This is a genomic window from Lysinibacillus sp. NPDC092081 (assembly GCF_044755845.1).
Lineage (GTDB): Bacteria > Bacillota > Bacilli > Bacillales_A > Planococcaceae > Lysinibacillus.
Genome location: NZ_JBIVRU010000005.1, coordinates 116,222 through 140,025 on the forward strand (window position 1 = coordinate 116,222; position 23,804 = coordinate 140,025).

Genomic DNA, 23,804 nt, shown 5'->3' on the forward strand with positions numbered 1-23,804 from the left:
GATACAGATGCGTAGGAGGATGTATATGCTTAAATATGAATTAATCTATTCCAAGCTATTGAACCAATTACAAACAGGTGCCCTACAGTCTGGTGCAAAGCTTCCCTCTATTCGTAATTTATCACAAGAATTTTCTTGTAGTAAAAGCACCATTTTGACCGCCTTAAGGAAACTGGAAGATCAGCATCTTATCTATGCTCTATCCAAAAGTGGTTACTATGTTGTTGACAATCAACTCCCGGATAAGCCACAAGAGGACAATTGTATAGATTTTGCGACATCATCACCTAGTTGGCATGCATTCCCCTACAAGGATTTTCAGCATTGCATTAATAAAGCTATTGAGACATATCAAGCAGACTTATTTCGATACGGCACAGCAAAAGGATTGCCTTCGCTAATTATAGAAGCAAAAAAATTATTAGAATCGTATCAAATATTCACAAAGGAAGATAATATCTTTATCACTTCTGGTGTACAGCAGTCTCTCTTCTTGTTAAGTGTTATGCCATTTCCTAATAATCGGACAACAATTCTAGTAGAACAGCCTAGCTACCATCTATACATGGATTATTTAAAAACATATCAAATACCAGTAATGGGCATTAAAAGAACATTAAATGGCCTAGATTTAGAAGAGTTAGAAATTATTTTTAAGCAGCATGACATTAAGTTTTTTTATACAATGCCACGCCTGCACAATCCTCTAGGTACTTCCTTTAGTAAAAAAGAGAAGGATGATATTCGAAAGCTTGCCTATAAATATAATGTTTATATCGTTGAAGATGATTATTTAGCGGATTTCGATCAAAATACAAAAAATGATCCAATATTAACAGATGATACTGAGGAGCATGTTATATATTTAAAAAGCTTCTCTAAAATTATGTTTCCAGGCTTACGTATTGGACTTGCTATATTACCAAATGCATTCATTGATAGTTTTCAGAAACATAAAAATACCACAGATATTGATAGTTCCATGATTTCACAAGCTGCGCTAGAGCTATATTTAAAAAGTGGTATGTTTGAACGCTACCAAAAGAAATTGAGCGAATCCTATACAATACGTGCCAATATACTTCAACAATCCATAAAAACTTATTTGCCAAAATATCAAGCATCTACAGAAATTTGCATGCATAGTCATATCGTATTGCCAAGGGAAGTCAATACAAATATGCTTATACAGCATTTAGCACAACAGGACATTTATTTAGATACAATTGATCGTAATTATTTAAATGGATTTTACCGAGAACGCATTTTAAAACTAAATGTTTCGAATGTTGCTGACCAAAAAATTGAAGTCGGTATAAAGGGAGTTGCTCATGCCCTTAGCAATCCTAACAACTACTTTTAAATGGGAATGGATTCATTCATGAAAATTTGTAGCTAGACATATAGTTAGACATCATCATTTGGTTCAATAAGGAGGATTATATGCACTTGGAAAAAATGAGACTAAGAAAGATTCAACATCTTGCTCATGAAATTACTGATGAAATGAATAAAGGTGAAGAACTTACTCACTTAGAAACATTGATTCCCGTTATTGATAATTTATCTCGTGCCATTGGCGATTTAACAGATGCCTATGGACAGTATTCATTAGATTATGTAGAGGAGAAAGTGAAAAATGCTCATGCGCTTTTATTTAGCAAGGTAAAAGTCGATGTCTATTTATAAAGCTATGGGAAAAGGGTAACCATTTAATGGTTACCCTTAAAAAATTTAATGTGTTTCAGGATTAAAAGTTTTGCAATCTGTTTCTTCACTATTTGATGCTTGTTGTCCCTTTTGACTTACAACATAAATTTTTTCTGCACCACATCTGTTTCCAGAGTTCCAAAATGTACAGTTATTGACTTCACAAAGAATTTCTTGTGCCATTGTTTCCACACCTCCTCTTTTTTATCATTAACAAAATCGAGGTATTTTAATACTTATTTATAGAAGGTGTAATGAAACGGAAATATACATCTTATATGGATGTTTATTGTCTTCTGGCAAAGAAATTCAAGTTCCATAATTACAAAAAAACGCTATTTCCTTCGTTTAGGTAATAGCATTTTTCCCGCATGTTATTCAATAATTTTTGTCGGTGTTGCCTCTTGAACAATTATCATGCCATCATATGCCTCAGCAGGTGTCATTTTAATCGTATAAAGCATCTGTGTAAACTTGTACCAAAAGCTAAAATCATCTCCGATATTACCCATTCTTTGTTTTTTTGCTAAGATGTCAGCTAACTCTTGAGATTCACTAGCCTTTTTAAAGTCTACATAGAATATATTTTCCTTCACTTCACTGAAAGCATCTATTAATGCATTATGATGCTCAATTGTATAATTTTTTCTTTCACCAGACCCATTTTGTGCCTGAAACGTATTATTAACAAAGTCAGTGCCAATAGCAAAGTACCCATCTTTATACACTTCATCTAAGTATTGGCCCATAGATTTGTATCCTGCCATATTCGCTGAAGTTTTTTCTATATGCCCATTATGAGCAGACATTAGTACTTTATCATGACCTTGAGACGCTTCAAAATCAACAATCCATTGTAAGTTGTTCGCTAAATATTCATCACGAAGACTCATATAATTACTGTCATTTAAAAATAGTTGCGTTCGCTGCTTCATAATTTGTGCATATTGAGCAGCAAATAAATTAGCTTCTTTCGAGGATTGCTTTTCATAAGAATCTTTATTTGTTTGCAAATCCTTTATGATTGCATCCATATTTTGGTCAAGCTCCTCTAGCTGACTATTTGATAAATCTCTCATTGTTTTATTCGTCACATCTTTTAGCTGTGCCTTATATTTCTTAGCACCTTCACTATTAACCACTTCGTAATATTCTAATAACCCTTTTTTACTATAATCATAGCGTTGCATATCGTTACCGTAAAAATAAATTTTATCCTTCTCATCGGCAGTCATGTTAAAATCATGCATCCACTGAACAAACTCAATCATTTGCTCCGTTTTGTAGATACCATAATCCAAAGCTTTTACCGCTTCCTCAGCTGTGCCAGTACCATTTAAAATAAACTGATTAATTTGCTGAGCGCCACCAAAATCTCCTTCTAATACAAAAACACGAACATTTTCATTTTTAATTAGAGCCTGAAATACATCCTTCTTTAATGTTTGGAATTCAACGTTCCCATGTGTTGCTTCTCCAAAACCTATTACTTTCACATCATTTGGAATATCGATATCTTCAACTGCAGATGTATATTTTGAAGCATCCTTAATGGCTTCTCCCTTCCCACAGCCCGCTAGAGATAACAAAAGAAATAATGCTGAAATTAATAAAAAACTCTTTTTAACAAATATCATTTATAAAAATCTCCCTTTATCTATAGAAAAAGTGTATCCCTCATAACAGGCAGTAATCGCCTAATCGGTGAAGACTAATAATCAGTGGGGATGACGTAAATCCCCTCTGATTAAAGTTCCACTTTATACAGCTTTTCGTTGGAAATATAAATACCCTCCAAGGAAAAACAGTAAAAACCCTCCTCCTACAACTGTTAATAATTGATCCCAAGGCACGAAGAATACATCACCTGTATTGCCGCCTATATTCATCATCAAGAAGGGCTGACCCCATGGATAGTAAGGTCCAAAACGTGCTGAGTTGACTGCTAGTATAGACGGTAAAGTAAATACAACGTTTACTGCAAATGGAGCGGCAAAACTTTTAAACATAATGGATGTCCAAAGCTGCAACGCGACTAATGGCATTGTCGCTAACCATCCGCCAAAAATACTTTTCCACACAATTTCCATTGGGAAAGGATCTGAGTAGCCTTTCATAAGACCTACTGCATATATAGAACATAAATATAGTATCTGCATCGCCATCACAAGAAGCATAATTAATATATACTTTGCGACAAACACTTTCCCTCTTGTTACAGGTAGTGCTAAAAGTTGTTTCCAGCCACCAGATTGATGTTCATATCTACAAATAAGACTCGCAAACACTCCTGAAATTAAAGGTAGAAATAATAATGCATACAATAAATTCATAGAAATTAATGAGCTATACCATTCATTAATTCCAGAATCCGCCATATCACCAAAATTCGATGTTAATCCTATAAAAAGTCCGATTATAGGTCCTGCCACAATTAATGGCACCATTTTTGATTTACGTAATTTAAACCATTCAGCGCTCAGTATAGACCCCATTACTTTACATCCCTTCTAGCAAAATCTATCATTCCGATAATATACAGTAAAATACCAATACCCAATCCAAGCATGACATTAATAACGGGCTCATCCCATTGATTCATTAACGATGGCCATTTCCAAATCATCCAATCCGGCAATACATAAGAAGAATAAGCAAAAATCACGCCGAAAATACCTACTGTAATCGGTATCCCCTGATTCTGACAAACGCTTGCAATCCAAAGCTGAAGTGCCAATATTGGCACCGCAGCTAAATATGGATAATAAGCAAATTTAGCAAGTTCCGCATATGGTATGCTACCGCCTAAATCTAAAAACACTCCATAAGCCATTGACAATAGCATTAAAATCGTAGAAGACAAGAACAGTAAAATTGCTAGAACAGTGAATTTTGATAAATACACTGTTAATTTAGACACAGGTAGTGCAATTAATTGCTTCCAAGCGTTCGTTTCATTTTCAATGCTCGCCATAAATGAAGTTAAAATAGCAATCCCTAAAACGATAGCAAGTGGTGTAAATGAATGAACATTTGATAAATAGTAACCCCAATCGTCCTCGCTTTGCTCTAATAAATAGTCCTTCCTTACACCGTAATTCACCATTTGCATGGCAACAACACCAATTGGTCCTAAAGATGTTAAAAACCATAATCCTTTGCGTTTAATTTTCAAAAAGTCAGCAGTTAACAGTTTTCCTATCATAGCGCTTGCTCTCCTGTTGTCATTTGAAGGAAAATCTCCTCTAATGATCGCTTCTCTTCCTCTACTCGATAAACCGAAATGCCTTCTTGTACAAGGATTTGTACAATATGTGCTACCTTTTCATCTGAGCATTCATCGAATAAAATGAGGTCACCCTTATGTTCTGCCTTAATGCCATTTGCTACTAGTGAACGCCAGCCCTTTTCACCGTCGCTTACTTTAATTACTACCTTTGGCTGAGCAAATCTACGCATCGCTTCAATTGAATCTTGGAAAATCATTTTCCCCTTTGTCACAATGCCCACTTGCGTAGCCATTTGATCAATTTCTGATAATAGATGGCTTGAAATAATAATCGTCATTCCATACTCTGAAGGAAGTCGTTTAATCAAATTACGAATTTCAATAATACCCGATGGATCAAGACCATTCGTTGGTTCATCTAAAATAAGTAATTCAGGATTATGTAACAAAGATGCAGCAATACCTAAACGCTGCTTCATCCCAAGAGAAAAGCCTTTTACTTTTTTATCTGCAGCATCCTTCAAACGAACAATATCTAATACTTCATCGATGCGCGATTTCGGTACACCTAAAATTTTTCTTAACGCTTCTAAATTTTCATAGGCCGTTAAGTGTGGATAATAGGAAGGGTTCTCTACTAATGAACCAACCTTTGATAAAATATTAATTCGTTCCTTCATTAAATCTTTTTGAAAAATTTTAATTGTCCCAGAAGATGGCTTCATTAGACCTAGAAGCATACGAATCGTCGTAGTTTTCCCCGCTCCATTAGGTCCTAAAAATCCATATATTTCACCTTTACGTATTTTTAAATTTATATTTGATACAGCTTGCTCTTTACCAAAACTCTTTGATAAATTTTCTGTTTGTACGATATATTCCATTGTCCTCACCTCTGTAATTATCATAAGTAATGAAGGTTAAAAACAGGTAAGGTCCAAGTTTAAATTTTGTTTAAAAAAGGCTCTCTATGCTTTTCCACAGGAATCAGCACAATTTTTCACCTGTAATCTAAAAAACAGCATGCCATAAGCTTTGCTGACATACTGTTTGGACAATTACTGAAATGAAGCATGCCTTAACATGCTTCACGAATTATTCTATTTATAATGTTTAATTTTAATATTTGTGCCAGATTCGCATGACTCAATATCCCAGTCTAAATTCATGCCCTTCACCATAATATCAACAATCGATAAGCCGATACCTGCACCTTTGGCATTGGATTCATTTTTCATTCCGTTTCCGTGATCCTTTATGATAAATGCATCATAGTGCTCCGTCGATTCGGTTTCCACGCCAACATATTTCCCGCTATTCGCATGGCGTAATATATTTTGAAATAAATTATCGAGTATACGTCCAAGCCAAATCGGATCAACTTGCCATTCATTTTTCTCAAATGAATGTAGATCAATATCGATTTCAAAGCCTTCCTTCTCAAACACTGGATACCATGTAGTCATTTGCTCACGCACAAAACGTATAACGTTGATTTCTTTTGCCTCAAATTTATATTTACTAGCCATCAGCAATGTGTAAGACATTAAATTTTCTATTAAAGCGTCAACACTAACAATCGACGTTTCCATTGCCTGAATCGCCCGTTTCCCATCCTCCGATAATGCCTCTTTATTAATAGAATAGGATTGCGCCCGTATTTTCGTTAATGGCGTTCGTAAATCATGTGATAAATTAGCAATCAATTCACGTCTTAACTGTTCTTCCTTCTGCTCGCGATTCTTACTTTCCCTAAGCTCACATACCATGCGATTAAAGCTTTGTTCGAGTTGACCTATTTCATCCTTCTTTTTGACCTTCGTTTCAATAGGTAAGCCATCTACATCACGAATTTCCATTGCTTCCTGTAGGTGCAATAGTCGTTTTCGAATCCCTCTGAAAAATAATAAGGAGACTATAATGAAAAATAAAATAATCGCAATAACGCCAACAATTAAAAGGTTCCCATATTGTTCATAAACATTTTTAAGAGGTGGATTAAACACTTCTCTAGGAATCTCAAAAACGATAAACCCATTCGATTCGTCCTGTCCTAAAAAAGCTATAACTGTAAACGGATCTTCCCCATAATGATCTTTTATAAATTTTGTCGTAAATGCTGGCGTCCATTTTGATGGCAGTTGCTCCGTCACATTCAATGTTGTAAGTAATGTACCGTCCTCGCTTACCCAGAACATGGATGATTTAGGGTATTGATCCTTCCAATCTTTAAAGTGTTGAGCAATTGTCTCCTCTGTGAAAGTTTTTATACTTTTAGCTTCTACAAGCCATTTTTCCTCTACTTCGCTTTCCATGAGAACTTCACTTGAAAAATCAGTTTTTCCGATTCCAAACACAAAAGCGGCAATAGCAAAATAAGATAATTGAACAATAAAAATGGCTGAAAAAATAATCAGCATATACTTTGCTAATAATGATCGGAAAAATTTCATAGCTTCACCCTATATCCAATGCCTCTAATGGTTTCGATAATCGTCGGTTTGGCTGGATTTACTTCTATTTTTTCTCTTAAGTATCGAATATGTACCATTAATGTTTTATCGCCTTCTATGTAACTTTCACCCCAAATGCCTTCATAAAGCTGTTCCTTCGTTAAAATTTGATTTAAGTGGCGGATAAAATACTGTAATAGATAGAACTGCTTACCAGTTAATTGAATTTCTTCATCCGTCTGCTTATTGATAATCCGCATATCTCTCGTATAAATTTTTAAATGCTGAAGATCTAGTACATCATCATTCTTCTGATATCTTCTTAGTAAAACCTCCACACGAGCTATAAGTTCATCTGGATGGAATGGCTTTGTCAAATAATCATCCGCGAAATTGAGCCCCTCTATTTTATCCTCTACAGCAGTTCGTGCTGACAGCATTAAAATCGGGATTTCTTTATTTTCTCGCTTAATTCTTTTGCCAATTGAAAAGCCATCTAACCCTGGTAGCATCACATCCAATATAGCGATATCCTTAGAGGCAATATGCTGGTCGACCTCTTCACCAGATTCAAGCCACGTAACCTCATATCCTCTTTCTGTTAAATCCTTTGTTACCCATTGGCCAATCTCTTTTTCGTCTTCTATGTACAATATGCGATACAATGGTAATCCTCCCAATCTACATTAGATTTTAGAAATAAATGTTATTTTGAAGCATATTCGTATTATACGATTTCATAGATTTGTACTCAATCATTGTCCGTAAAGTGAGAGATTCATTTAATAAATCACATCTAAAGCATGGTATGTCGATAAAATTAAAAAGTTGGGTGATAAATTTAAAATTTCATCGATAAAATCAAATTATTTCTCGATAAAACAAGCTAACCATCAAAAAAACGTATTTGGATTCCCCAAATACGTCTATCTTTTCAGTTATTTGTAATAATCAACATATCATTATCATCGAACTGCCACATGTCCCCATAAGCAACTTCCCAATAGTAGCCGTTTGGGTCTTGGAAATAGCCACTATAGCCACCCCAGAATACAGTTTCTGGCTCTTTCACAATTTTCGCTCCTGCCTTTTTAGCTAAATCAAACACTTGATCAACTTCTTCTTTAGACTTTCCGTTATAAGCAAGCGTAATCCCGTTAAAGCCATTGCCAATCGCTGGTGGATTTGCTTCGTTAATATCTTTTACTAAACGGTCAAGCGGAAACAGTGAGATTTTCGTCCCTCCATTATTAAAGAAAATAACATCCGGATTTGTTTCCTCGCCGTAAACAATCACTTCAAACCCCAGACCCTCTCCATAAAATCTTAGAGACTCCACCATATCTTTTACACCCAATGTAATTAAATTTAAACGATTCATCCCACTCTCTCCTTTATAAAAGATTCAATTACTTATTCTATCTTAAGTATTAATTCCCCTTCTGGAGATTCTGTAAACTATTCATATTGTCTCTGTCCATATACTCTTTGTATAAGCCATTTTTAATCCACAGCGCTCCATATTATTTTGGCTTATGGATGCAAATTTTGCGTGACCTATCATTAAAATACAATTTTGTTTCAAGGCTTCATTGATACGAAACTGTATTAACGCTTGGTGAATCCCTTGATTACGGGCAATTGGTTTCACGGCAGATGCAGCTAAAATAGCTATCTCTTTATTTATAAACAAGGAGCCGATGCCAACATCCTCACCTTGAAGAGTAGCGATATAAAACGACCAACCAGGCTTGTCATACAAAACTTTATCTTCATTCAGTGGAAGACTCCCACCTCTGAAGGTGGTGAAATGAATGCGGTTGTGGTTCCTTTTCAGTGGGTGTTCAGACACCTACTGAAATAGAGGAACTCAGTCTAAGAACGCCACGTCCTGTGGCAACGACTGAGTGACCAACATCACGTTGGCCCAAAGCCTCCGGACGCAATTACGCCAAGGCGAAATTGATTATTTGCTGTGACACTTTCTGCTATAAATGATGGCATACCAAACCCTTCAACATAGATATTTCCGTAACGATCAAATTCGGCTTCATCGATTTGTCTTATTTTAATTAAAGAGTTCTTTGTCTTCCCTGCCCTCTCTCCATTTAGCTCACAATATAACGTTGCATGAAAGTCACTCTGAAAAAAACCAGCGCTATGTAATTTTTGTAGTGAAGTAGCATTAACTTACTGAGGAGCTAAATCAAAACGAGCAGGTATTTCTCTTGCTTTATAAAAGCTAAGTATTTTATCTATGGTATCCTCTGAACTAAAGCTATCGCCCTTTACCACATTGTAAGAAGGACCGGGGATATTTTTAATGGAAAAAGCATAGGCACCGTCAAATGGACCAACCTCTACTCCCATTGCATTGTTCTCAATTTCCTTAATTGCATTCAGCCTCGATTCAAACATCTTGATTTCCGTCGTTTCAATGTGATCTGCCAAGTTTTTCGTTATTACCATGCATTATTCACCTACTCTACAAAATTTACTTTTCTACCACTAATTGTAACCTATCAGAGGACGAACCACGTAAACTAATAAAAAGTTTCTTCCTGTGGACCATTGATATCTCACAAAAGTTACCTCCACGTTTCTATGAAACCAAAAAGTGCGTACTTTTTTTTGCAATGGCATGAAAGCATAATAAGAAAGCAACCAAAGCACTAACAAAAATCGGAGGACAGAAAAATGATCAATCATTTACAAGATACAATCACATTAAATAATGGCTTACAAATGCCAGGAATGGGTTTAGGCGTATTTCAAGTAGAGAATGATGCTACAGCAGAAATGGTGAAAAATGCGATTGAGGTCGGTTACCGTAGCATCGATACTGCAGCCATTTATGGCAATGAAACGGGGGTTGGTGAAGGTATTAGACAGGCACTAGCAACTACTGGTTTACAACGTGAGGATTTATTTATTACATCAAAAGTATGGAACGATGGCTTGAGCTATGAAGAGACAATTGCAGCATACGAGGACAGCTTAGAAAAATTAGGGCTAGATTATTTAGACCTCTATCTCATTCATTGGCCAGGTAAAAATAAATTTGCAGAAGCTTGGAGAGCACTCGAAGATTTATATGAGCAAGGAAAGATTAAAGCTATTGGGGTATGTAATTTCCATGTGACACACTTACAGGATCTTCTTAAAACAGCTCGTATCACACCAGTTATTAACCAAGTGGAATTCCATCCACGATTACAACAAGCTGAGCTACGTTCATTCTGCGAAGAGCACAATATACAAATGGAAGCTTGGGCACCATTAATGCAAGGTGGGCTGCTTGATAACGAAACTATTTCAACAATAGCTGAAAAATACGGGAAAACAAATGCTCAAGTGATCTTACGTTGGGATATTCAAAACGGTATCATCACAATTCCAAAATCTGTGCGTAAAGAACGTATGATTCAAAACGCTGATATTTTTGATTTCACACTAACTGATGAAGAGATGGCGATCATTAACGCTATGAATCTAGAACAACGTGTTGGACCAAACCCAGATGAGTTTGACTTTGTCATGTAAACGATAGCTTGTAAACGTAAAAGAGACTGTCTAATTTTCTTCTCTTAGACAGTCTCTTTCCAATCTATTTAAGATGTATGCATCATCGCGATATCTTCATCACGTTGCATTAACAGTACATCTTCACCTTTATCTTGCATCATTTCGATATGTTTTTCACCCCAGGTGCAAAGGATGTTCAGCACAGGGTCCATCTCTTGACCATAAGGCGTTAGCGAATATTCAACTTTTGGCGGTACTTGATTGAAAACCTTGCGATTAATTAATCCAGACTGTTCTAATTCTCGCAATTGGCTTGTTAGCATTTTTTGTGAAATGCCTGGAATCAATCGGCGAAATTCATTTGTACGAATCTGACCATGGTGGTTAAGATGACAAAGAATAATAGGTTTCCATTTGCCCCCAATGACTTCAAGAGTGGCTTCTACACCAATATTATAAACTTTTTTCATTGTAAACCCCCTGTAATATTCAAAAGTAACTAAAAGTACCCTACATTACTTTCTGGCATGTATGAATATTACTATACACTATATAAAAAATCAAAGGAGATATTAATAGAATGAAAGATACAAAAATGCCGAATGCTAGACTAACATTACTCGCACTTGCAATCAGTGCATTTGGTATCGGCTCTACAGAATTTATAAGCGTAGGACTTCTTCCGTTAATTACAAAAGATTTTGACATAACATTAAGTACCGCTGGTTTAACTGTATCCATATATGCATTAGGGGTAACGATTGGTGCACCGCTTTTAACAGCATTAACATCGCGCATTAGTCGCAAAAACGTGTTACTGCTTGTTATGGTGCTGTTTATTATCGGTAATTTACTTGCAGCCTTAGCACCCTCATTCTCATTACTACTAACCGGGCGTGTTATTTCAGCATTAGCACATGGTGTGTTTATGTCCATTGCCTCTGTCATAGCCGCAGATGTTGTGGCACCTAATAAACGAGCAAGTGCAATAGCTTTTATGTTTACAGGGCTAACATTAGCAACTGTCACTGGTGTCCCGCTAGGAACTTTTATTGGACAAGTAACAGACTGGCGAATGTCGTTCATTTTCATTGTTATAATTGGTATTATCGGGTTAATTAGTAATGCTCTCCTTGTGCCTAGTCAGTTATCTAAAGGCAATCCAATATCTATTCGCGATATTGGGAAAGTATTAGGGAACATACAAATGCTACTAATTCTCTTTATTACTGCAATCGGATACGGCGGCGTGTTTGTAGTATACACATATGTTTCCCCTATATTAGAGCAATATATGGGCTACTCACCTCAAGCAATTGTCATTATCTTAGTTGTATTCGGTATTTGTGTTGCTATCGGTAATACATTGGGTGGTCATTTTGCTAACAATAATCCATTACGTTCTATCTTTATTATCTTTATCGGCTTAGCATTAGCACTACTCGGCATCGGCTTCTTTTTAGAATCATCAATCATTGGATTAATGATGGTCTTTATGATGGGGTTATTTATGTTTATGAATGTACCGGGATTACAGCTTTATGCCGTTCAGCTTTCAGAAAAATATGTACCATCAGCTATTTCAATGGCCTCAGCATTAAATATTTCGGCCTTTAACATTGGCATTTTTCTAGGATCATACATCGGAGGGTTTATCGTTCGCTACCAATCATTAGCTTATACTCCTATATACGGTTTCGGTATGGTGATGCTTGCCGCAGCTACTACGTTCCTATGGTTAATCTTTGATAAAAACAAACTTTGAAGATTCATCGGAACAATTTTAGCTTTTATCAACTACGGCGACTCCTTGGGGATCAGTCACAGATGATACCCTTCATCGGATGCCCCCAGGAAAGCGCCCAATCAGCCATTAACACCGAAAGTCTTTCTTGTACATAAGATACTGTATCAGCTATAGGATAGGAGGAATTTAGTTGTATTACAATCCTTATCCGTATTTTGTCTATCCTAATTTTTATCCAACATGGGTAATGGCAAATCAACCAACTACTCAACAACCTTCTAGACATCTAGCAATGCCGACAAACCCAACGAATAGAAGTCCATTTCCAATCGTCAATACAAATAAATTGAAAACTTCCGCAAAACGTATCAAGGTTATTATGCAGCAAGCACAATTACTTACGGATAAAATTGATGAATCCGAGCAATTTGCACATGATCTTATGAACGCTGCACAACAATCAAATAAAACAGAAGTTGAAAAGTTAATTGCGTCAGCAGGCATTACTGTAAAATTCGAAACAAACTATACACCAGATGGATTTCGTATAACATTTACTGAAAGTAGCTGCTGTAAGCTAACATTAATTTTGGGTTGGTGAAGTTTAACTGAAGAATTGGCCCTATAAAGCAGGGCCTCTTTCAGATTTATTGACCGTAAAGAAACCTCTCCCAAAACTCGTATAAAAATGCATCTAAAGTTCGAGGCTTTTTCCCTAGCAAACGATGAACAGTGTCTGTCGGTTTCTCTGGTATCGCTACAGACATTGTCTGAATCTCTACAATATGACTTGCCAGCCAAGAAGGCATTCGATCACATTCTATTAAATTTTGCCGTAATATATCTGGATTCATATCAATATAGCGGATTGGGCGATTAAGAAGTGTAGATATTTTTTCTGCTATTTCTGCATAACTAAACATCTCTTCACCTGTAAGTGTATATATTTGTCCAGCCAAATTCTTGTTCATTAAAACTTCTACTGCAACATCTGCAATATCTCTGCAATCAATAAAATTACATTGTGCTTCTTTCATGCAACCCAAAAACGTCCCTTGTGAAGAAATTGTTGGCGCCAATCGCAGTAGGTTTTGCATAAATGCATATGGACGTAAAATAGTATATTGTAAATTAGATTCTATTAATGTTTGTTCAATTTCTTGATGCCAAAGCGCTACAGTTACCGGACTAATTTCCTGATACAGTGGACTAGATATTTTCACAATGTGCTTAATACCAACTTCTGTAGCTTTGCGAACAATTGATTTTTCAATTTCAACTTGTTCAGGACTATTAGATAGCGCCAGAAAAAGTTGGCTAGCCCCAGTGAGTGCACGGTGTAACGAATTCAGATCGGAGATATCTTCTGATACAAACTCAATGCTAGAAGAATCTAAATCTCTAACTTCATTTATTAACTTTTCAGGATTTCTACTAACTGCTCGTGTAGGCACCCCCCGCTCCATTAAACGTTTTACTAACTCACTACCAATTGCTCCTGTTGCTCCAATAACCACTATCATTTTTTATCTCCTCCATTTTGAACATTATTATGAATGACACACTTCCATCTCCACGCTACTAGTGTACAAGCGATTGTTGCAGATAGAGGTAAGTCAATCCAAACAAAATTTAAAGCACTAATTTGCTGACTCTGAATAAAAAACTCTAATAAACCAAATAATATACTGGCAGCTATTAGACCGAATAAAAATCCTATGACAGAAAATAAGCCTACCACTCTAGTTTTGTGCTCAAACACAATCCAACTTCTAAAATTCCCACGCTTTTGTAACCATAATCCGATTAGCAAAGCAAACAGTGCTGAAGCCCCTCCAATAGTGGTACAAGCTCTTATAGATAATGCAACATCACTAGTAAATAGCCCACCAATACCAGCCATGATGGAAGGCATCACATACGCTAACAATACTTCTTGCCAAAGAACGAAAGCTTTTTGACCATTATCAGAAGCATTTTTGCAATGAATGTTCTCCACTCCATTAACAGATTTCATTGTTTATATAAAACCTCCTTTTTTCACCCAACAATATAATTAGGCACCTAACTATATTGCAGAAAGGAAAGCTAGCTTTTTCTAGCTAACCTTTCAACAGCACCTCTATTTGTTTAAACTATCTTCATTTACTACAATTCCTTGTGTAATTCTATCTAACAAATCAAGGAATACTTTACGCTCTTCGATACTTAATAAGCTAACTATTGATTCCAACCAGGCAAAATGCTCCGGAGCCATTTCTATAAGTTTCTCTCTCCCCTTCTCAGTTAGAGTTACTAATTTTAGACGGCCATCTTCGGGGCTTAATCGTCGAGAAACTAGGCCATCTCTTTTTAAAATATCAATAAGGCCTGTAACCGTAGCTCTTGTAATTCCAAGATGCTCTGCCAATTGTGAAGGTAATTCCTCCCCTCCATGGTCTTCAAGATCTGCTAATAATCGATAACGTCCTGTAGATAAATCAAATTTAGAGAAATGGTTCTCTGCAGCATTTCCAAGCATAGCTCCAGCTGCCATCAATCTAGATGCGACAAGTATAGACTGTGCATCAACATCTAGTTGATAGCGTTCTATTTGACGCTTAGATTGGATAAACGAAGGAACTGCATTCATATCATTCACTTTATTTTTATCATTAATCATGAGAATAGTATGGCACCTAACTACTTTTGTGTCAAATAATCTTTTATTTTTTTCCCGTATAGTTACATGTAGAGATATAAAAGCTAGCGTCATTATAAAAATTTTTACAACCGGAGTTTTTAACCTTGTATCCCTATTGAACTTGTAAACTATAAACAAATATGTTAAAGTGTTCGTAAACATTATTTCTGAAAATTCTTATATCGCATTTTCTTATCAAGAGAGACAGAGGGATTGGCCCTATGAAGTCTCAGCAACCAGCCTATAGGTATGGTGCTAATTCCAATTGGCAAAAATTTAGCCTTGAAGATGAGAAGACTTACTTCAGTTGCTTTGCACAAGAGTCCTCTTCTTTAAGGAGGACTCTTTTTTATTGTTGCATTCAAAATAATTAAAAGAAAGCAGGGAACTACTATGGCAAACGAACTTTTACAAGCGATTCAACTATTAAAATCAAAAGAATGGGTAGATTTAACACATACATTTGGTCCAAATTCTCCACATTTCTTTATGTTGGATGATGCAAAATTTGAAACATTATTTTCGCACGATGATGGCTTCTTTGCACAGCAATTCACTTTCACTGGGCAATACGGAACACATATCGACCCACCTATCCATTTTGTGCGAGATACACGCTATTTAGAAGATTTGGATCTAAAAGAACTAGTGCTACCACTAATCGTTATTGATAAATCGAAGGAAGCTGAAATTAATAACGATTACTCGTTAAGTGTTCAAGATATTCTTGACTTTGAAGCTGAATATGGAGAAATTGAAGCAGGTACCTTTGTTGCGCTGCGTACCGATTGGAGTAAACGTTGGCCAGATAAGGAGTCTTTCAGCAACAAGGACGCTGATGGTAATAATCATATTCCTGGCTGGGGATTAGAATCGTTACAATTTTTATTCAACGAACGAAAAGTGAGTGCTATTGGCCACGAAACTTTTGATACAGATTCAGCAGCTGATTTTCGTAAAAATGGTAAATTAGACAGCGAATATTTTGTGCTAGAGCAAGATACTTACCAAATTGAGCTTATGACAAATTTAGATAAGTTACCTCCAAAAGGCGCTGCTATATTCAATATTGTGCCAAAGCCTGAAAAAGCATCTGGATTCCCTGTCCGTTCATTTGCAATATTACCTTAATATAGCAACAGGTCTGATTCAATAAATATTGAATCAGACCTTTCTTAATTTAAAATTTATTTAGATGAATTCTTTCTTTTGAAAACAAAATAAACGATCAACATAATTATGATGAACAATACTATGAGATAAATACTGTAGCGGGATAAATATAACCCAACATAATGCCATTTCTCTCCAAGTACCTTCCCTAAGGTAATAAAAGTAAATGTCCATATAGTTGCTCCCGTATAAGCAAAGAAAGCAAATTTTTTATAAGGATAATTATTAATAGCCGCAATATATGCTGTAAGATGACGCACACCAGGAATAAAATATCCTATTAATAATAATCCCGGCCCTATTTTTGCAAACAACTTTTTAGTAAAATCAATTCTCTGCTCAGTAATATGAATTTTCGAACCGTATTTTTGCAATAAAGGTAGTCCGAATCTATAGCCTATATAGTAGCTCAGGGTAATTCCCCCTGCCGCACCTACGATAGCGCTGATTAAAGCTGGGATATGTGCGAGAGTTTCGCGATAAACGCTATACCCTACATATGTTAAAAATATCTCATCTGGAAGTGGCAGCCCAACAATCCCTCCAACTAGGATAAGAATGATGCCAAAATATCCGTAATGTTCAATAAGAGATTGCACGTGATGCGCCATAAATCCATCCCACCTAAAGCGTAATAATTTTTAATAGTTAGCTTTATAATAACTCAAAGGAGACAACATTATGAGTATTAAGGATTTAATACAGTTTTCTCCACTAAATTACTTGTAACTCACGTAGAGCATAATCAATACCATCCTCAGCTGATTTCTTTGTTACATAATCAGCGACATTTTTTAATGCTTCGCTACCATTGCCCATTGCAATACCAAAGCCAACCTGCTCCAGCATGTCAATATCATTATCTCCATCACCAAAAGCAAGTGCTTCCTCAGGACTCAAGTCGAAATAATCTAGTACAGCCTGGACAGCAATAGATTTGGAAACATCATGTTGCAAAACATTTGTAATGTAAGGATGCCACCTTTTAAATAATAGATGAGGAAATTTTGAAGTATACTTTTTCTCTATATCCTCATCACCATATAAACACATTAAATAAACCTCTTGCGCTAAAATATCTTCATTAATATCAGGGAACTCTAGCAAAGATAATGTTTCTTGCATAGCTTTTAATGTCTTTTCTTCTTGGACGTTATTCATTGACAATTGTTCTGTAAAAAACGATAGACTTTGTTTATTTTCATCAGCAAAAGCCTTAACTACCTGGACAATTTCTTTAGCAACAGGTATTTTATGTATTACTTGATCTTGATGCTTAACATAAGCACCATTAGCTGTAATAAACGTTTCTATGCCTATACTTCTTAAATCCTGGCACATTGATAATGGTCTTCCTGTAGCAGCAACAATATGAATCCCTTTGTTTTTCAATTGCTCAATAGCGTTCCTTGTACTCTCTTCAATACGACCATCTTCATAATTAACAAGCGTCCCATCTACGTCAAAAAATACAATTTTATAATCCATCGTTCGCTCCTTATCGTTTTACATAATTTCATTAGGTATATCCATTAGAGAAACATCATAAAGCTTGGGTTGACTCCTTTTTATCGGTAAACAACAATCAAATATTTCCCTAGTCAATATACTTGTAATTTTACATTAAGTAACATCTTTATATCAAAATTAATTATAGGTATTATTACCTATAAAAATAACTTTATAATACGAAAATCAGTAGCCATTTAATTAAACAATTGTACGTATTTTGACAAACTAAAACAAATGTATAACTTCCTTCACCTACACCGATAAATACTATTACAGGTACATATCGATATTTCAAATAACTAAGAAAGTATTGAACATTTTTATTTTAATAATTCCAAAGGAGTATACCAAAGAACATAGAATTGTTAAAATAAAAGAAATTAAATTAAATATATTGAACGATATTATCCATCGTATAAATAGAACAAAAGAAATATATCCACATTCATCCCATCACCGTCAAAGGTGGGAGTCTTCTACTGAATGAAGATAATTATTTGGATGTAAAGGAGTTGATTCTTATGGCATTTAATATTTACTACTATGAAAGTAGTGTGGATTGCAAGTTTTGCAAAAAGCATTTTACCACATATAAAGTACGCCCTAATCGATATAAAGTTATCGAAGAACAAACGGACTTCATGCCAGTTTATGAGGGTTTAAACCCGTTATTGTATGAGGTTGCCGTTTGTCCACATTGTGGCTATGCTTACCACAAATCTATGACAAGAACATACGGTCCTTTCTTGCTTCTTATTGATGAACTGTACATAAAAGAGCTACAAAAACCAATGGATATGTGCAAGGAACGTACGATCGATGATGCCATTGTAAGCTTTAAATTAGCTTATCTTGTATCAAGAGCCTCAATGGAAGAGTCACTTCTTATGGCCAATTTCGCGTTAAAAATAGCCTGGCTATATCGCTTAAAAAATGATGATGAATCGGAAATGCGCTACCTTTTTGCTGCAAGGGACTTTTACAGCAAATCTTTTGCATCCAATCAAGAGGGCGGAGAGAGAATTCAATTTTTACATGCAGAATTAAGCCTTCGACTCGGAGATATTGCTGAGGCGAAAAAAGGATTCTCTCGACTAATAGCAGATCGAAATGTTTCCAATAAATATCGAAAACTAGCACGAAATCGCTGGGAAAACTATAAATATGACGAGCAACCTAACAACGCAAATGAAAATATAGAAGAAGTCATCAATTGAAGTAAACGAGGAGAGTAATCAACATGCAGCTATTTACTAAAAGGATTGATGTGAGAGAAGAAGATATTTTTTCAGAACTACATCATTTTTTACTGAGGAAAAATAATCGCTATTTAACGAATGATGAAGTAGTTGCATTAACTGGAATTTCATCAGAGCTACTTTATAAATGGGTAAAAGCAGGAAAATTGAAAAAATCGATTTTCCCTAATTTAGGTGCACCTTGTGAACGCTGTGGACAAGTTACCCAGGAAAAAATCTGTGTTAGCTGCTCATCAACCATCGTTAATACATTAAAACAAGAGGAAAAAGATCGTGCATGGTTCAATCAAATACAGCGGAATAATCCACGAGCTAGTACGTATCACTATAAATAAATAATTTACATCTCCAATTTTAATTACACTTTGGAGATGTTTTTTACTGTCTTCGCTCAAATAAACCAAAATAATGTCACCAAACCAAATTTAAACAAAATTTAAACAAAGCCCCCCTTTACTTTAAACTTTACTGCTTATAATTGGTTTTAACATATAGCGAAGGACTGATAGAAAGTGACAAAAGGTAAGAAACGTAAGGTTTTATTATCATTAAGTATTGCACTAACAAGCTTTGTAGCGTTCAACGGAAATTCAAATGCATCCGCAGCAATTCCTGCGGTAGAAGAACGCGTAGCTTTAGAGAACAATTTAGAAGTCAAGCAAGCTCGCACATCCAATGAAACTCTTCAAGATTGGAAAAAGTGGACAAGCGACCATGCTTACAGCTTAACATCCATTCAACCTGAAGCAGTTGGTCAACAAAACATCCCATCTACTAAATTTGAAGATTTAGAGATGTTAAAACCTTTATTGCATGATAAGCGCATTGTTTTTTTAGGAGAAAGTTCACATGGCGCAGCAGAATATAGTCTAGCGAAAACACGTTTAATTCAGTTTTTACACCAAGAGATGGGCTACAATGTCCTAGCCTTCGAAAGTGGTATGGGAAACGTTATGAATGCTCAAGGACAAATTGACAAACAAGCAGCACTACAAACGATGAAGGATTCTATTTTTGGCGTATGGTGGGCGAAAGAAACACTACCGTTATTTGAATATGCGAAAAAAACACAGAATACCGATAAGCCATTAAAATTAGCAGGCTTTGATATTCAACAGCAAGGTGTATTTACGAACGGTGACTGGCTACAAAATAGTAAGCTTGCAAAACAGTTCAATGAAGTAGAGGAACAACTTGTAAACTGGAGCTTCGGTAAGGATCTAAAAGGCTTCCAAAAGGCGAAACCAAGCATTATCGAAGTGTATAAACAAGTAAAATCACAAGTACAGCTAAAAGAAAAAGAGTTACAAGCGGCTTATCCAAGCGAGCCTCATATTGTAAAGCTTATGGAACGTACTTTAGCTGACCGTATCCGTTTAGCAAACGAGTATGTAGAACTATCAATTCAAGCAAATATTGAAATTGAACAAAATAAATATGACTCTTTTTTAAAGACAATGGAATGGCGTGACCAATCGATGATGGAAAACTTACTTTGGTTAGCAGAGGAGATTTATCCAACTGAAAAATTTATCGTCTGGGCGCATAATGACCATATTCGTAAAGCACAATCCGAAGTAATGGGTTCTCCTTATCCGGTAAAATTGATGGGTGAACGTCTACCAGATATCTACAAGAAATATAGTTATGTCCTTGGTCTTTATATGACTAGTGGCGAAACAGCAAACAATATGGGTGAACCTATGGCCGTTTTACCGACAGTAAAAGGATCAATCGAAGATATTGTTTCATCTTCAAATAAACCATACACATTTATCGACATGCGAAACCGTCAAAATGAACGAGGAAACTCATGGATGTTTGAGCCACGTTTATCGTATAGCTGGGGAGTGATTCAGGAAAGTCTTGTTCCACGAGATCAATATGATGGCCTTCTTCTGATTGATAAAGTGAGTAAACCTCATTATATAAAATAATAATGTAAAAATAGCAAACTAGTTTCTACTTCTAGTTTGCTATTTTTCCTTTAAGCGCCATAAGTTTGACTCGAAACCATAACATGGGGTTCGGCCATCAATTTATCAAGTATCCATCGAAATTGTATCCCATTCTTCATTGCGATACCCTATCATCCAGAACAAACCCCTACGTCTTTCCATAACGATACTTTCATTCATCCCTGCAGGAGCTGGTTGTTCGTGTATACGGCTATCTACGCAAGCCCAATGGTGTCTGTAATTTTTGTCGGCCTCATCCAAAACCTCTCCCTGACTACGCATAGTAGTTTGTAAATAAAACTGTTCAAACGATTCGTAGTTAGAAACCACTTGAATTGCATACTCGCAATCGCATACTTCATCAGGAAAATCAAGCTTCTCAACAAATCCAAGTGCCCAAATAAGTGTCCAATAAGCCTCATATTGCCAAGAAATATTAATAGCTTCTTTCCCATTTGGTTCTGACGTATGTAAAAAGTCTCTTTCATTGCTAGTTAGATAATTATCCACATCAAATTTACGCAACATATTGACGAAAAACTCTCTCGATTCATCTACATTTTCGCCTTGTGCTACATCACAGGCGAATTGGATAACTATTAACAAGGCTATAGCTCTTCTAGCTATGTCCTCTTGAGTTTGAAACTGACAAGCCTCCATTGGTGGGAGCTGAGGGAGTGAAGTTGTATATGGAATAGCTCTTTCCTTTAAATAGGCTATCGTGTTATTTTTTCTTTGCTCGCCTTCTTCTGATGTCACCTCTTGTCCCATTACCTTGCGTGTACATGCATGAGGTCTGAAATTTGATGGTCCTGATTGCCCGTCAGGATAAACAATAACGATCCCTTCATCATCTAGTAAAGTGCCATTCGGTAAAAAGCCAATCCCCCCTATACTTGATAGCAAGTTCGTAAATAACTGCAGCTGATCTTCATTTATCTCTTTTTCCGATTCAATCGCAATCACTGTATTTAAAACAGATATTTGAGTCAAAACTAATTCTTTTAAATTGTCATCTTCAAAAGGAATGTTATCGTAATATCCCATCATCCCAGGAATATTATTTGCGAAGTAATCTGGATTTGTATCTTCAGACATGATTCGAATGATTAATTTATGTTTTTTAAACAGTGCTTTGGACTTTAATAAATACTCATTTTCATTTTTACCGATAGCAAAGCCTTTTGCAAAAGCATCTGAAATTTTAAACTCAATATCATCGATGTTGTTCTTAGATGCAAATATTGTGAAATAGTTCAATCTTCTCTCCCCTTTTATTCACCAACTATCCAAATGCTTCCCTATAAAATCATCTACATCAAGATTTTTAGCTAAACATCACTTGCTTTCGGATAAAAGGTTACCTTTTTAGATTCATTTTTTCTTTATTTACTATTGTATCATCAGGAAATCATTTACTTATTAGGGCAATACTTAATTTATGTATAAACACTAAAATTTTACTTCCTTCAAGGCTCAAAATATATGATAAATTACCTTACCATTTTTATTTCCTAGATCTTTTTTCATTGGCATCACTTGTTACTTTAGATAAAAGTATTTTGTTGGCCATTAAAAATATCTCCTTCTAGAACATTTGAATGTCACTATAAGGAGATATTTTTTAATACCTAGAGTACATACTACTGATCAACAATCCTTTTCAATTTCTATCATAATTTTTGTTACATAATCCTCTTCACGATTTTTAATAACGGCATCATAAATATATTCTTCATATACGTACTGCCCTAATTCAAAACCTTTTTCCCGCATAACCTTAAATAATCGCTCGTAAGTTTCACCAAGTGTAGTAGACGTTCCTATATGATATCCAACAATAAAATCTCCTTCAATTGCTTCGAAATAAGGATGACCTTCTCGTGGGTGTGGCTGCTCTATATACAAGTAACTATAATTATCATAGCTTCCTGCTAATATTTGCTCTCTTCTTGTAATCCCTCCAATAGGATAACCTGTGTCTAATTGAGAGTGATCTAATTCATCTATAAAATCTGACACAGCCTTCGTAAACTGTTCTTCCGTCGAATCCTCGATATTTTTACTTAAATACAACGTTGCCTCTGGCAGATGTTCAATTGTAATGCTTTCAAAATCAAGGTGTAAAGCTTCCTCTGTTAAATCAATTTTTACATCAATAATGCTTTCAATCATCTCTAGCTCTCGACGTTTTTTCGCTACAATTTCCTTCTGCTGATACATTAAGTCTAAAAAATTTTCAGGTGATTTTTCTGCCATATATTTTTGAATATCCTTCAAAGACATACCAACTTCCTTTAATAGCTCGATCACACTGAAAAATTCATATTGTGCAATGGAATAATAACGGTAGTCTTTACTATCCTTCATAATTGGTGATAATAAACCGATTTGATCGTAGTAAATGAGCGTTTGTTTATTAACCTTACAAATTTTAGCGAACTCTCCAGTTGTAAAATATTTTACATTTTTATTAAACATTTTTAAGTTTACCTCCTTGACTATATAGTTACTATATACATTAGATTGTAGCTATTCACAACCAATTATGCCAC

At 35.5% G+C, this 23,804-nt stretch carries 27 protein-coding genes and 1 riboswitch; of the genes, 9 read left to right on the forward strand and 18 right to left on the reverse strand.

From position 1 onward, the window contains the following. Positions 1-25 precede the first annotated feature (25 nt). Both ACIQLB_RS10800 and ACIQLB_RS10805 read left to right on the forward strand, forming a co-directional pair. On the forward strand, positions 26-1,363 hold the full coding sequence (locus ACIQLB_RS10800) for an aminotransferase-like domain-containing protein (RefSeq protein ID WP_400725016.1): 1,338 nt from the start codon (positions 26-28) through the stop codon (positions 1,361-1,363). Between the two features lie 80 nt (positions 1,364-1,443). Next, positions 1,444-1,689, forward strand: coding sequence for a group-specific protein (locus tag ACIQLB_RS10805; protein WP_400725019.1), 246 nt, complete (start codon positions 1,444-1,446; stop codon positions 1,687-1,689). Positions 1,690-1,734: 45 nt separating this feature from the next. Here the strand turns inward: ACIQLB_RS10805 and ACIQLB_RS10810 are convergent, their stop codons facing one another. From ACIQLB_RS10810 to ACIQLB_RS10855, 10 genes are all read right to left on the reverse strand, one after another. Then, entirely contained in the window at positions 1,735-1,893 is a 159-nt protein-coding gene (locus ACIQLB_RS10810) for a DUF1540 domain-containing protein (protein ID WP_082172635.1), read from the reverse strand. A 191-nt stretch (positions 1,894-2,084) separates the two neighbouring features. Then, the gene (locus ACIQLB_RS10815; protein WP_400725023.1) at positions 2,085-3,347 is read right to left on the reverse strand and encodes an erythromycin esterase family protein; all 1,263 of its coding nucleotides are present in this window, start codon (positions 3,345-3,347) and stop codon (positions 2,085-2,087) included. Between the two features lie 123 nt (positions 3,348-3,470). Beyond that, on the reverse strand, positions 3,471-4,205 hold the full coding sequence (locus ACIQLB_RS10820) for an ABC transporter permease (protein ID WP_400725026.1): 735 nt from the start codon (positions 4,203-4,205) through the stop codon (positions 3,471-3,473). Beyond that, the gene (locus ACIQLB_RS10825) at positions 4,205-4,915 is read right to left on the reverse strand and encodes an ABC transporter permease (RefSeq protein WP_400725029.1); all 711 of its coding nucleotides are present in this window, start codon (positions 4,913-4,915) and stop codon (positions 4,205-4,207) included. Before ACIQLB_RS10825 ends, ACIQLB_RS10820 begins: the two co-directional genes overlap by 1 nt. Next, entirely contained in the window at positions 4,912-5,823 is a 912-nt protein-coding gene (locus ACIQLB_RS10830; RefSeq protein ID WP_400725032.1) for an ABC transporter ATP-binding protein, read from the reverse strand. Before ACIQLB_RS10830 ends, ACIQLB_RS10825 begins: the two co-directional genes overlap by 4 nt. A 216-nt stretch (positions 5,824-6,039) precedes the next feature. Further along, positions 6,040-7,392: a HAMP domain-containing sensor histidine kinase gene (locus ACIQLB_RS10835; protein ID WP_400725035.1), complete on the reverse strand. Its 1,353-nt coding sequence runs from the start codon at positions 7,390-7,392 to the stop codon at positions 6,040-6,042. Beyond that, entirely contained in the window at positions 7,389-8,057 is a 669-nt protein-coding gene (locus ACIQLB_RS10840; protein ID WP_400725037.1) for a response regulator transcription factor, read from the reverse strand. Before ACIQLB_RS10840 ends, ACIQLB_RS10835 begins: the two co-directional genes overlap by 4 nt. Before the next feature lie 269 nt (positions 8,058-8,326). Then, complete coding sequence (locus ACIQLB_RS10845) at positions 8,327-8,773, reverse strand: VOC family protein (RefSeq protein WP_400725040.1); 447 nt, start codon at positions 8,771-8,773, stop codon at positions 8,327-8,329. An 81-nt stretch (positions 8,774-8,854) separates the two neighbouring features. Next, positions 8,855-9,154 (reverse strand): GNAT family N-acetyltransferase, encoded by a 300-nt coding sequence (locus tag ACIQLB_RS10850; protein ID WP_400725043.1) that lies wholly within the window; start codon positions 9,152-9,154, stop codon positions 8,855-8,857. A gap of 428 nt (positions 9,155-9,582) precedes the next feature. Next, positions 9,583-9,861 carry a hypothetical protein gene (locus tag ACIQLB_RS10855; protein ID WP_400725045.1) on the reverse strand — a complete coding sequence of 93 codons (279 nt, stop codon included), beginning with the start codon at positions 9,859-9,861 and terminating at the stop codon, positions 9,583-9,585. Between the two features lie 228 nt (positions 9,862-10,089). Here ACIQLB_RS10855 and ACIQLB_RS10860 point away from each other — a divergent pair, with 228 nt between their 5' ends. Beyond that, complete coding sequence (locus ACIQLB_RS10860) at positions 10,090-10,935, forward strand: aldo/keto reductase (protein ID WP_400725048.1); 846 nt, start codon at positions 10,090-10,092, stop codon at positions 10,933-10,935. A 68-nt stretch (positions 10,936-11,003) separates the two neighbouring features. Here ACIQLB_RS10860 and ACIQLB_RS10865 read toward each other — a convergent pair whose 3' ends face one another. Beyond that, positions 11,004-11,387: a winged helix-turn-helix transcriptional regulator gene (locus ACIQLB_RS10865; protein ID WP_400725051.1), complete on the reverse strand. Its 384-nt coding sequence runs from the start codon at positions 11,385-11,387 to the stop codon at positions 11,004-11,006. A gap of 110 nt (positions 11,388-11,497) precedes the next feature. Here ACIQLB_RS10865 and ACIQLB_RS10870 point away from each other — a divergent pair, with 110 nt between their 5' ends. Further along, positions 11,498-12,682 carry an MFS transporter gene (locus ACIQLB_RS10870; protein ID WP_400725063.1) on the forward strand — a complete coding sequence of 395 codons (1,185 nt, stop codon included), beginning with the start codon at positions 11,498-11,500 and terminating at the stop codon, positions 12,680-12,682. Positions 12,683-12,854: 172 nt separating this feature from the next. Continuing rightward, positions 12,855-13,265: a YuzC family spore coat inner layer protein gene (locus ACIQLB_RS10875; RefSeq protein ID WP_400725066.1), complete on the forward strand. Its 411-nt coding sequence runs from the start codon at positions 12,855-12,857 to the stop codon at positions 13,263-13,265. 46 nt (positions 13,266-13,311) lie between these two features. On the opposite strand, the gene ACIQLB_RS10880 is transcribed toward ACIQLB_RS10875, so the two are convergent. The 3 genes from ACIQLB_RS10880 to ACIQLB_RS10890 all read right to left on the reverse strand — a co-directional run bounded on the left by ACIQLB_RS10880 (position 13,312) and on the right by ACIQLB_RS10890 (position 15,326). Then, on the reverse strand, positions 13,312-14,187 hold the full coding sequence (locus tag ACIQLB_RS10880; RefSeq protein WP_400725069.1) for an SDR family NAD(P)-dependent oxidoreductase: 876 nt from the start codon (positions 14,185-14,187) through the stop codon (positions 13,312-13,314). Next, positions 14,184-14,681: a hypothetical protein gene (locus ACIQLB_RS10885; protein ID WP_400725072.1), complete on the reverse strand. Its 498-nt coding sequence runs from the start codon at positions 14,679-14,681 to the stop codon at positions 14,184-14,186. Before ACIQLB_RS10885 ends, ACIQLB_RS10880 begins: the two co-directional genes overlap by 4 nt. Positions 14,682-14,786: 105 nt before the next feature. Next, complete coding sequence (locus ACIQLB_RS10890; RefSeq protein ID WP_400725075.1) at positions 14,787-15,326, reverse strand: MarR family winged helix-turn-helix transcriptional regulator; 540 nt, start codon at positions 15,324-15,326, stop codon at positions 14,787-14,789. A 210-nt stretch (positions 15,327-15,536) separates the two neighbouring features. Further along, a riboswitch (SAM riboswitch) is annotated at positions 15,537-15,642 on the forward strand. 98 nt (positions 15,643-15,740) lie between these two features. On the opposite strand from ACIQLB_RS10890, the gene ACIQLB_RS10895 reads away from it, so the two are divergent. After that, positions 15,741-16,478, forward strand: a complete 738-nt coding sequence (locus ACIQLB_RS10895) for a cyclase family protein (RefSeq protein WP_400725078.1) — start codon at positions 15,741-15,743, stop codon at positions 16,476-16,478. A 56-nt stretch (positions 16,479-16,534) separates the two neighbouring features. On the opposite strand, the gene ACIQLB_RS10900 is transcribed toward ACIQLB_RS10895, so the two are convergent. Together ACIQLB_RS10900 and ACIQLB_RS10905 are read right to left on the reverse strand one after the other, a co-directional pair. After that, positions 16,535-17,131, reverse strand: coding sequence for a DedA family protein (locus ACIQLB_RS10900; RefSeq protein ID WP_400725081.1), 597 nt, complete (start codon positions 17,129-17,131; stop codon positions 16,535-16,537). Positions 17,132-17,234: 103 nt separating this feature from the next. Continuing rightward, positions 17,235-18,008 (reverse strand): Cof-type HAD-IIB family hydrolase, encoded by a 774-nt coding sequence (locus tag ACIQLB_RS10905; RefSeq protein ID WP_400725084.1) that lies wholly within the window; start codon positions 18,006-18,008, stop codon positions 17,235-17,237. Between the two features lie 545 nt (positions 18,009-18,553). On the opposite strand from ACIQLB_RS10905, the gene ACIQLB_RS10910 reads away from it, so the two are divergent. The 3 genes from ACIQLB_RS10910 to ACIQLB_RS10920 all read left to right on the forward strand — a co-directional run bounded on the left by ACIQLB_RS10910 (position 18,554) and on the right by ACIQLB_RS10920 (position 21,228). Continuing rightward, positions 18,554-19,249: a DUF2225 domain-containing protein gene (locus ACIQLB_RS10910; RefSeq protein ID WP_400725087.1), complete on the forward strand. Its 696-nt coding sequence runs from the start codon at positions 18,554-18,556 to the stop codon at positions 19,247-19,249. 23 nt (positions 19,250-19,272) lie between these two features. Next, complete coding sequence (locus ACIQLB_RS10915; RefSeq protein ID WP_400725090.1) at positions 19,273-19,626, forward strand: hypothetical protein; 354 nt, start codon at positions 19,273-19,275, stop codon at positions 19,624-19,626. Between the two features lie 177 nt (positions 19,627-19,803). Continuing rightward, positions 19,804-21,228 (forward strand): erythromycin esterase family protein, encoded by a 1,425-nt coding sequence (locus ACIQLB_RS10920; RefSeq protein WP_400725093.1) that lies wholly within the window; start codon positions 19,804-19,806, stop codon positions 21,226-21,228. A 105-nt stretch (positions 21,229-21,333) separates the two neighbouring features. Here ACIQLB_RS10920 and ACIQLB_RS10925 read toward each other — a convergent pair whose 3' ends face one another. Continuing rightward, the gene (locus ACIQLB_RS10925) at positions 21,334-22,509 is read right to left on the reverse strand and encodes a DUF4272 domain-containing protein (protein WP_400725095.1); all 1,176 of its coding nucleotides are present in this window, start codon (positions 22,507-22,509) and stop codon (positions 21,334-21,336) included. A 390-nt stretch (positions 22,510-22,899) separates the two neighbouring features. Then, on the reverse strand, positions 22,900-23,730 hold the full coding sequence (locus ACIQLB_RS10930) for a MerR family transcriptional regulator (RefSeq protein WP_400725098.1): 831 nt from the start codon (positions 23,728-23,730) through the stop codon (positions 22,900-22,902). Positions 23,731-23,804: the final 74 nt, after the last annotated feature.

Coding starts and splice junctions, on each gene's coding strand:
- ACIQLB_RS10825 (WP_400725029.1), bottom strand. CDS start 4,915: ATGATAGGAAAACTGTTAACTGCTGACTTTTTGAAAATTAAACGCAAA.
- ACIQLB_RS10870 (WP_400725063.1), top strand. CDS start 11,498: ATGAAAGATACAAAAATGCCGAATGCTAGACTAACATTACTCGCACTT.
- ACIQLB_RS10885 (WP_400725072.1), bottom strand. CDS start 14,681: ATGAAATCTGTTAATGGAGTGGAGAACATTCATTGCAAAAATGCTTCT.
- ACIQLB_RS10900 (WP_400725081.1), bottom strand. CDS start 17,131: ATGGCGCATCACGTGCAATCTCTTATTGAACATTACGGATATTTTGGC.
- ACIQLB_RS10865 (WP_400725051.1), bottom strand. CDS start 11,387: ATGAAAAAAGTTTATAATATTGGTGTAGAAGCCACTCTTGAAGTCATT.
- ACIQLB_RS10880 (WP_400725069.1), bottom strand. CDS start 14,187: ATGATAGTGGTTATTGGAGCAACAGGAGCAATTGGTAGTGAGTTAGTA.
- ACIQLB_RS10815 (WP_400725023.1), bottom strand. CDS start 3,347: ATGATATTTGTTAAAAAGAGTTTTTTATTAATTTCAGCATTATTTCTT.
- ACIQLB_RS10835 (WP_400725035.1), bottom strand. CDS start 7,392: ATGAAATTTTTCCGATCATTATTAGCAAAGTATATGCTGATTATTTTT.
- ACIQLB_RS10805 (WP_400725019.1), top strand. CDS start 1,444: ATGCACTTGGAAAAAATGAGACTAAGAAAGATTCAACATCTTGCTCAT.
- ACIQLB_RS10915 (WP_400725090.1), top strand. CDS start 19,273: ATGCAGCTATTTACTAAAAGGATTGATGTGAGAGAAGAAGATATTTTT.
- ACIQLB_RS10890 (WP_400725075.1), bottom strand. CDS start 15,326: ATGATTAATGATAAAAATAAAGTGAATGATATGAATGCAGTTCCTTCG.
- ACIQLB_RS10810 (WP_082172635.1), bottom strand. CDS start 1,893: ATGGCACAAGAAATTCTTTGTGAAGTCAATAACTGTACATTTTGGAAC.
- ACIQLB_RS10800 (WP_400725016.1), top strand. CDS start 26: ATGCTTAAATATGAATTAATCTATTCCAAGCTATTGAACCAATTACAA.
- ACIQLB_RS10860 (WP_400725048.1), top strand. CDS start 10,090: ATGATCAATCATTTACAAGATACAATCACATTAAATAATGGCTTACAA.
- ACIQLB_RS10905 (WP_400725084.1), bottom strand. CDS start 18,008: ATGGATTATAAAATTGTATTTTTTGACGTAGATGGGACGCTTGTTAAT.
- ACIQLB_RS10845 (WP_400725040.1), bottom strand. CDS start 8,773: ATGAATCGTTTAAATTTAATTACATTGGGTGTAAAAGATATGGTGGAG.
- ACIQLB_RS10910 (WP_400725087.1), top strand. CDS start 18,554: ATGGCATTTAATATTTACTACTATGAAAGTAGTGTGGATTGCAAGTTT.
- ACIQLB_RS10930 (WP_400725098.1), bottom strand. CDS start 23,730: ATGTTTAATAAAAATGTAAAATATTTTACAACTGGAGAGTTCGCTAAA.
- ACIQLB_RS10895 (WP_400725078.1), top strand. CDS start 15,741: ATGGCAAACGAACTTTTACAAGCGATTCAACTATTAAAATCAAAAGAA.
- ACIQLB_RS10820 (WP_400725026.1), bottom strand. CDS start 4,205: ATGGGGTCTATACTGAGCGCTGAATGGTTTAAATTACGTAAATCAAAA.
- ACIQLB_RS10855 (WP_400725045.1), bottom strand. CDS start 9,861: ATGGTAATAACGAAAAACTTGGCAGATCACATTGAAACGACGGAAATC.
- ACIQLB_RS10830 (WP_400725032.1), bottom strand. CDS start 5,823: ATGGAATATATCGTACAAACAGAAAATTTATCAAAGAGTTTTGGTAAA.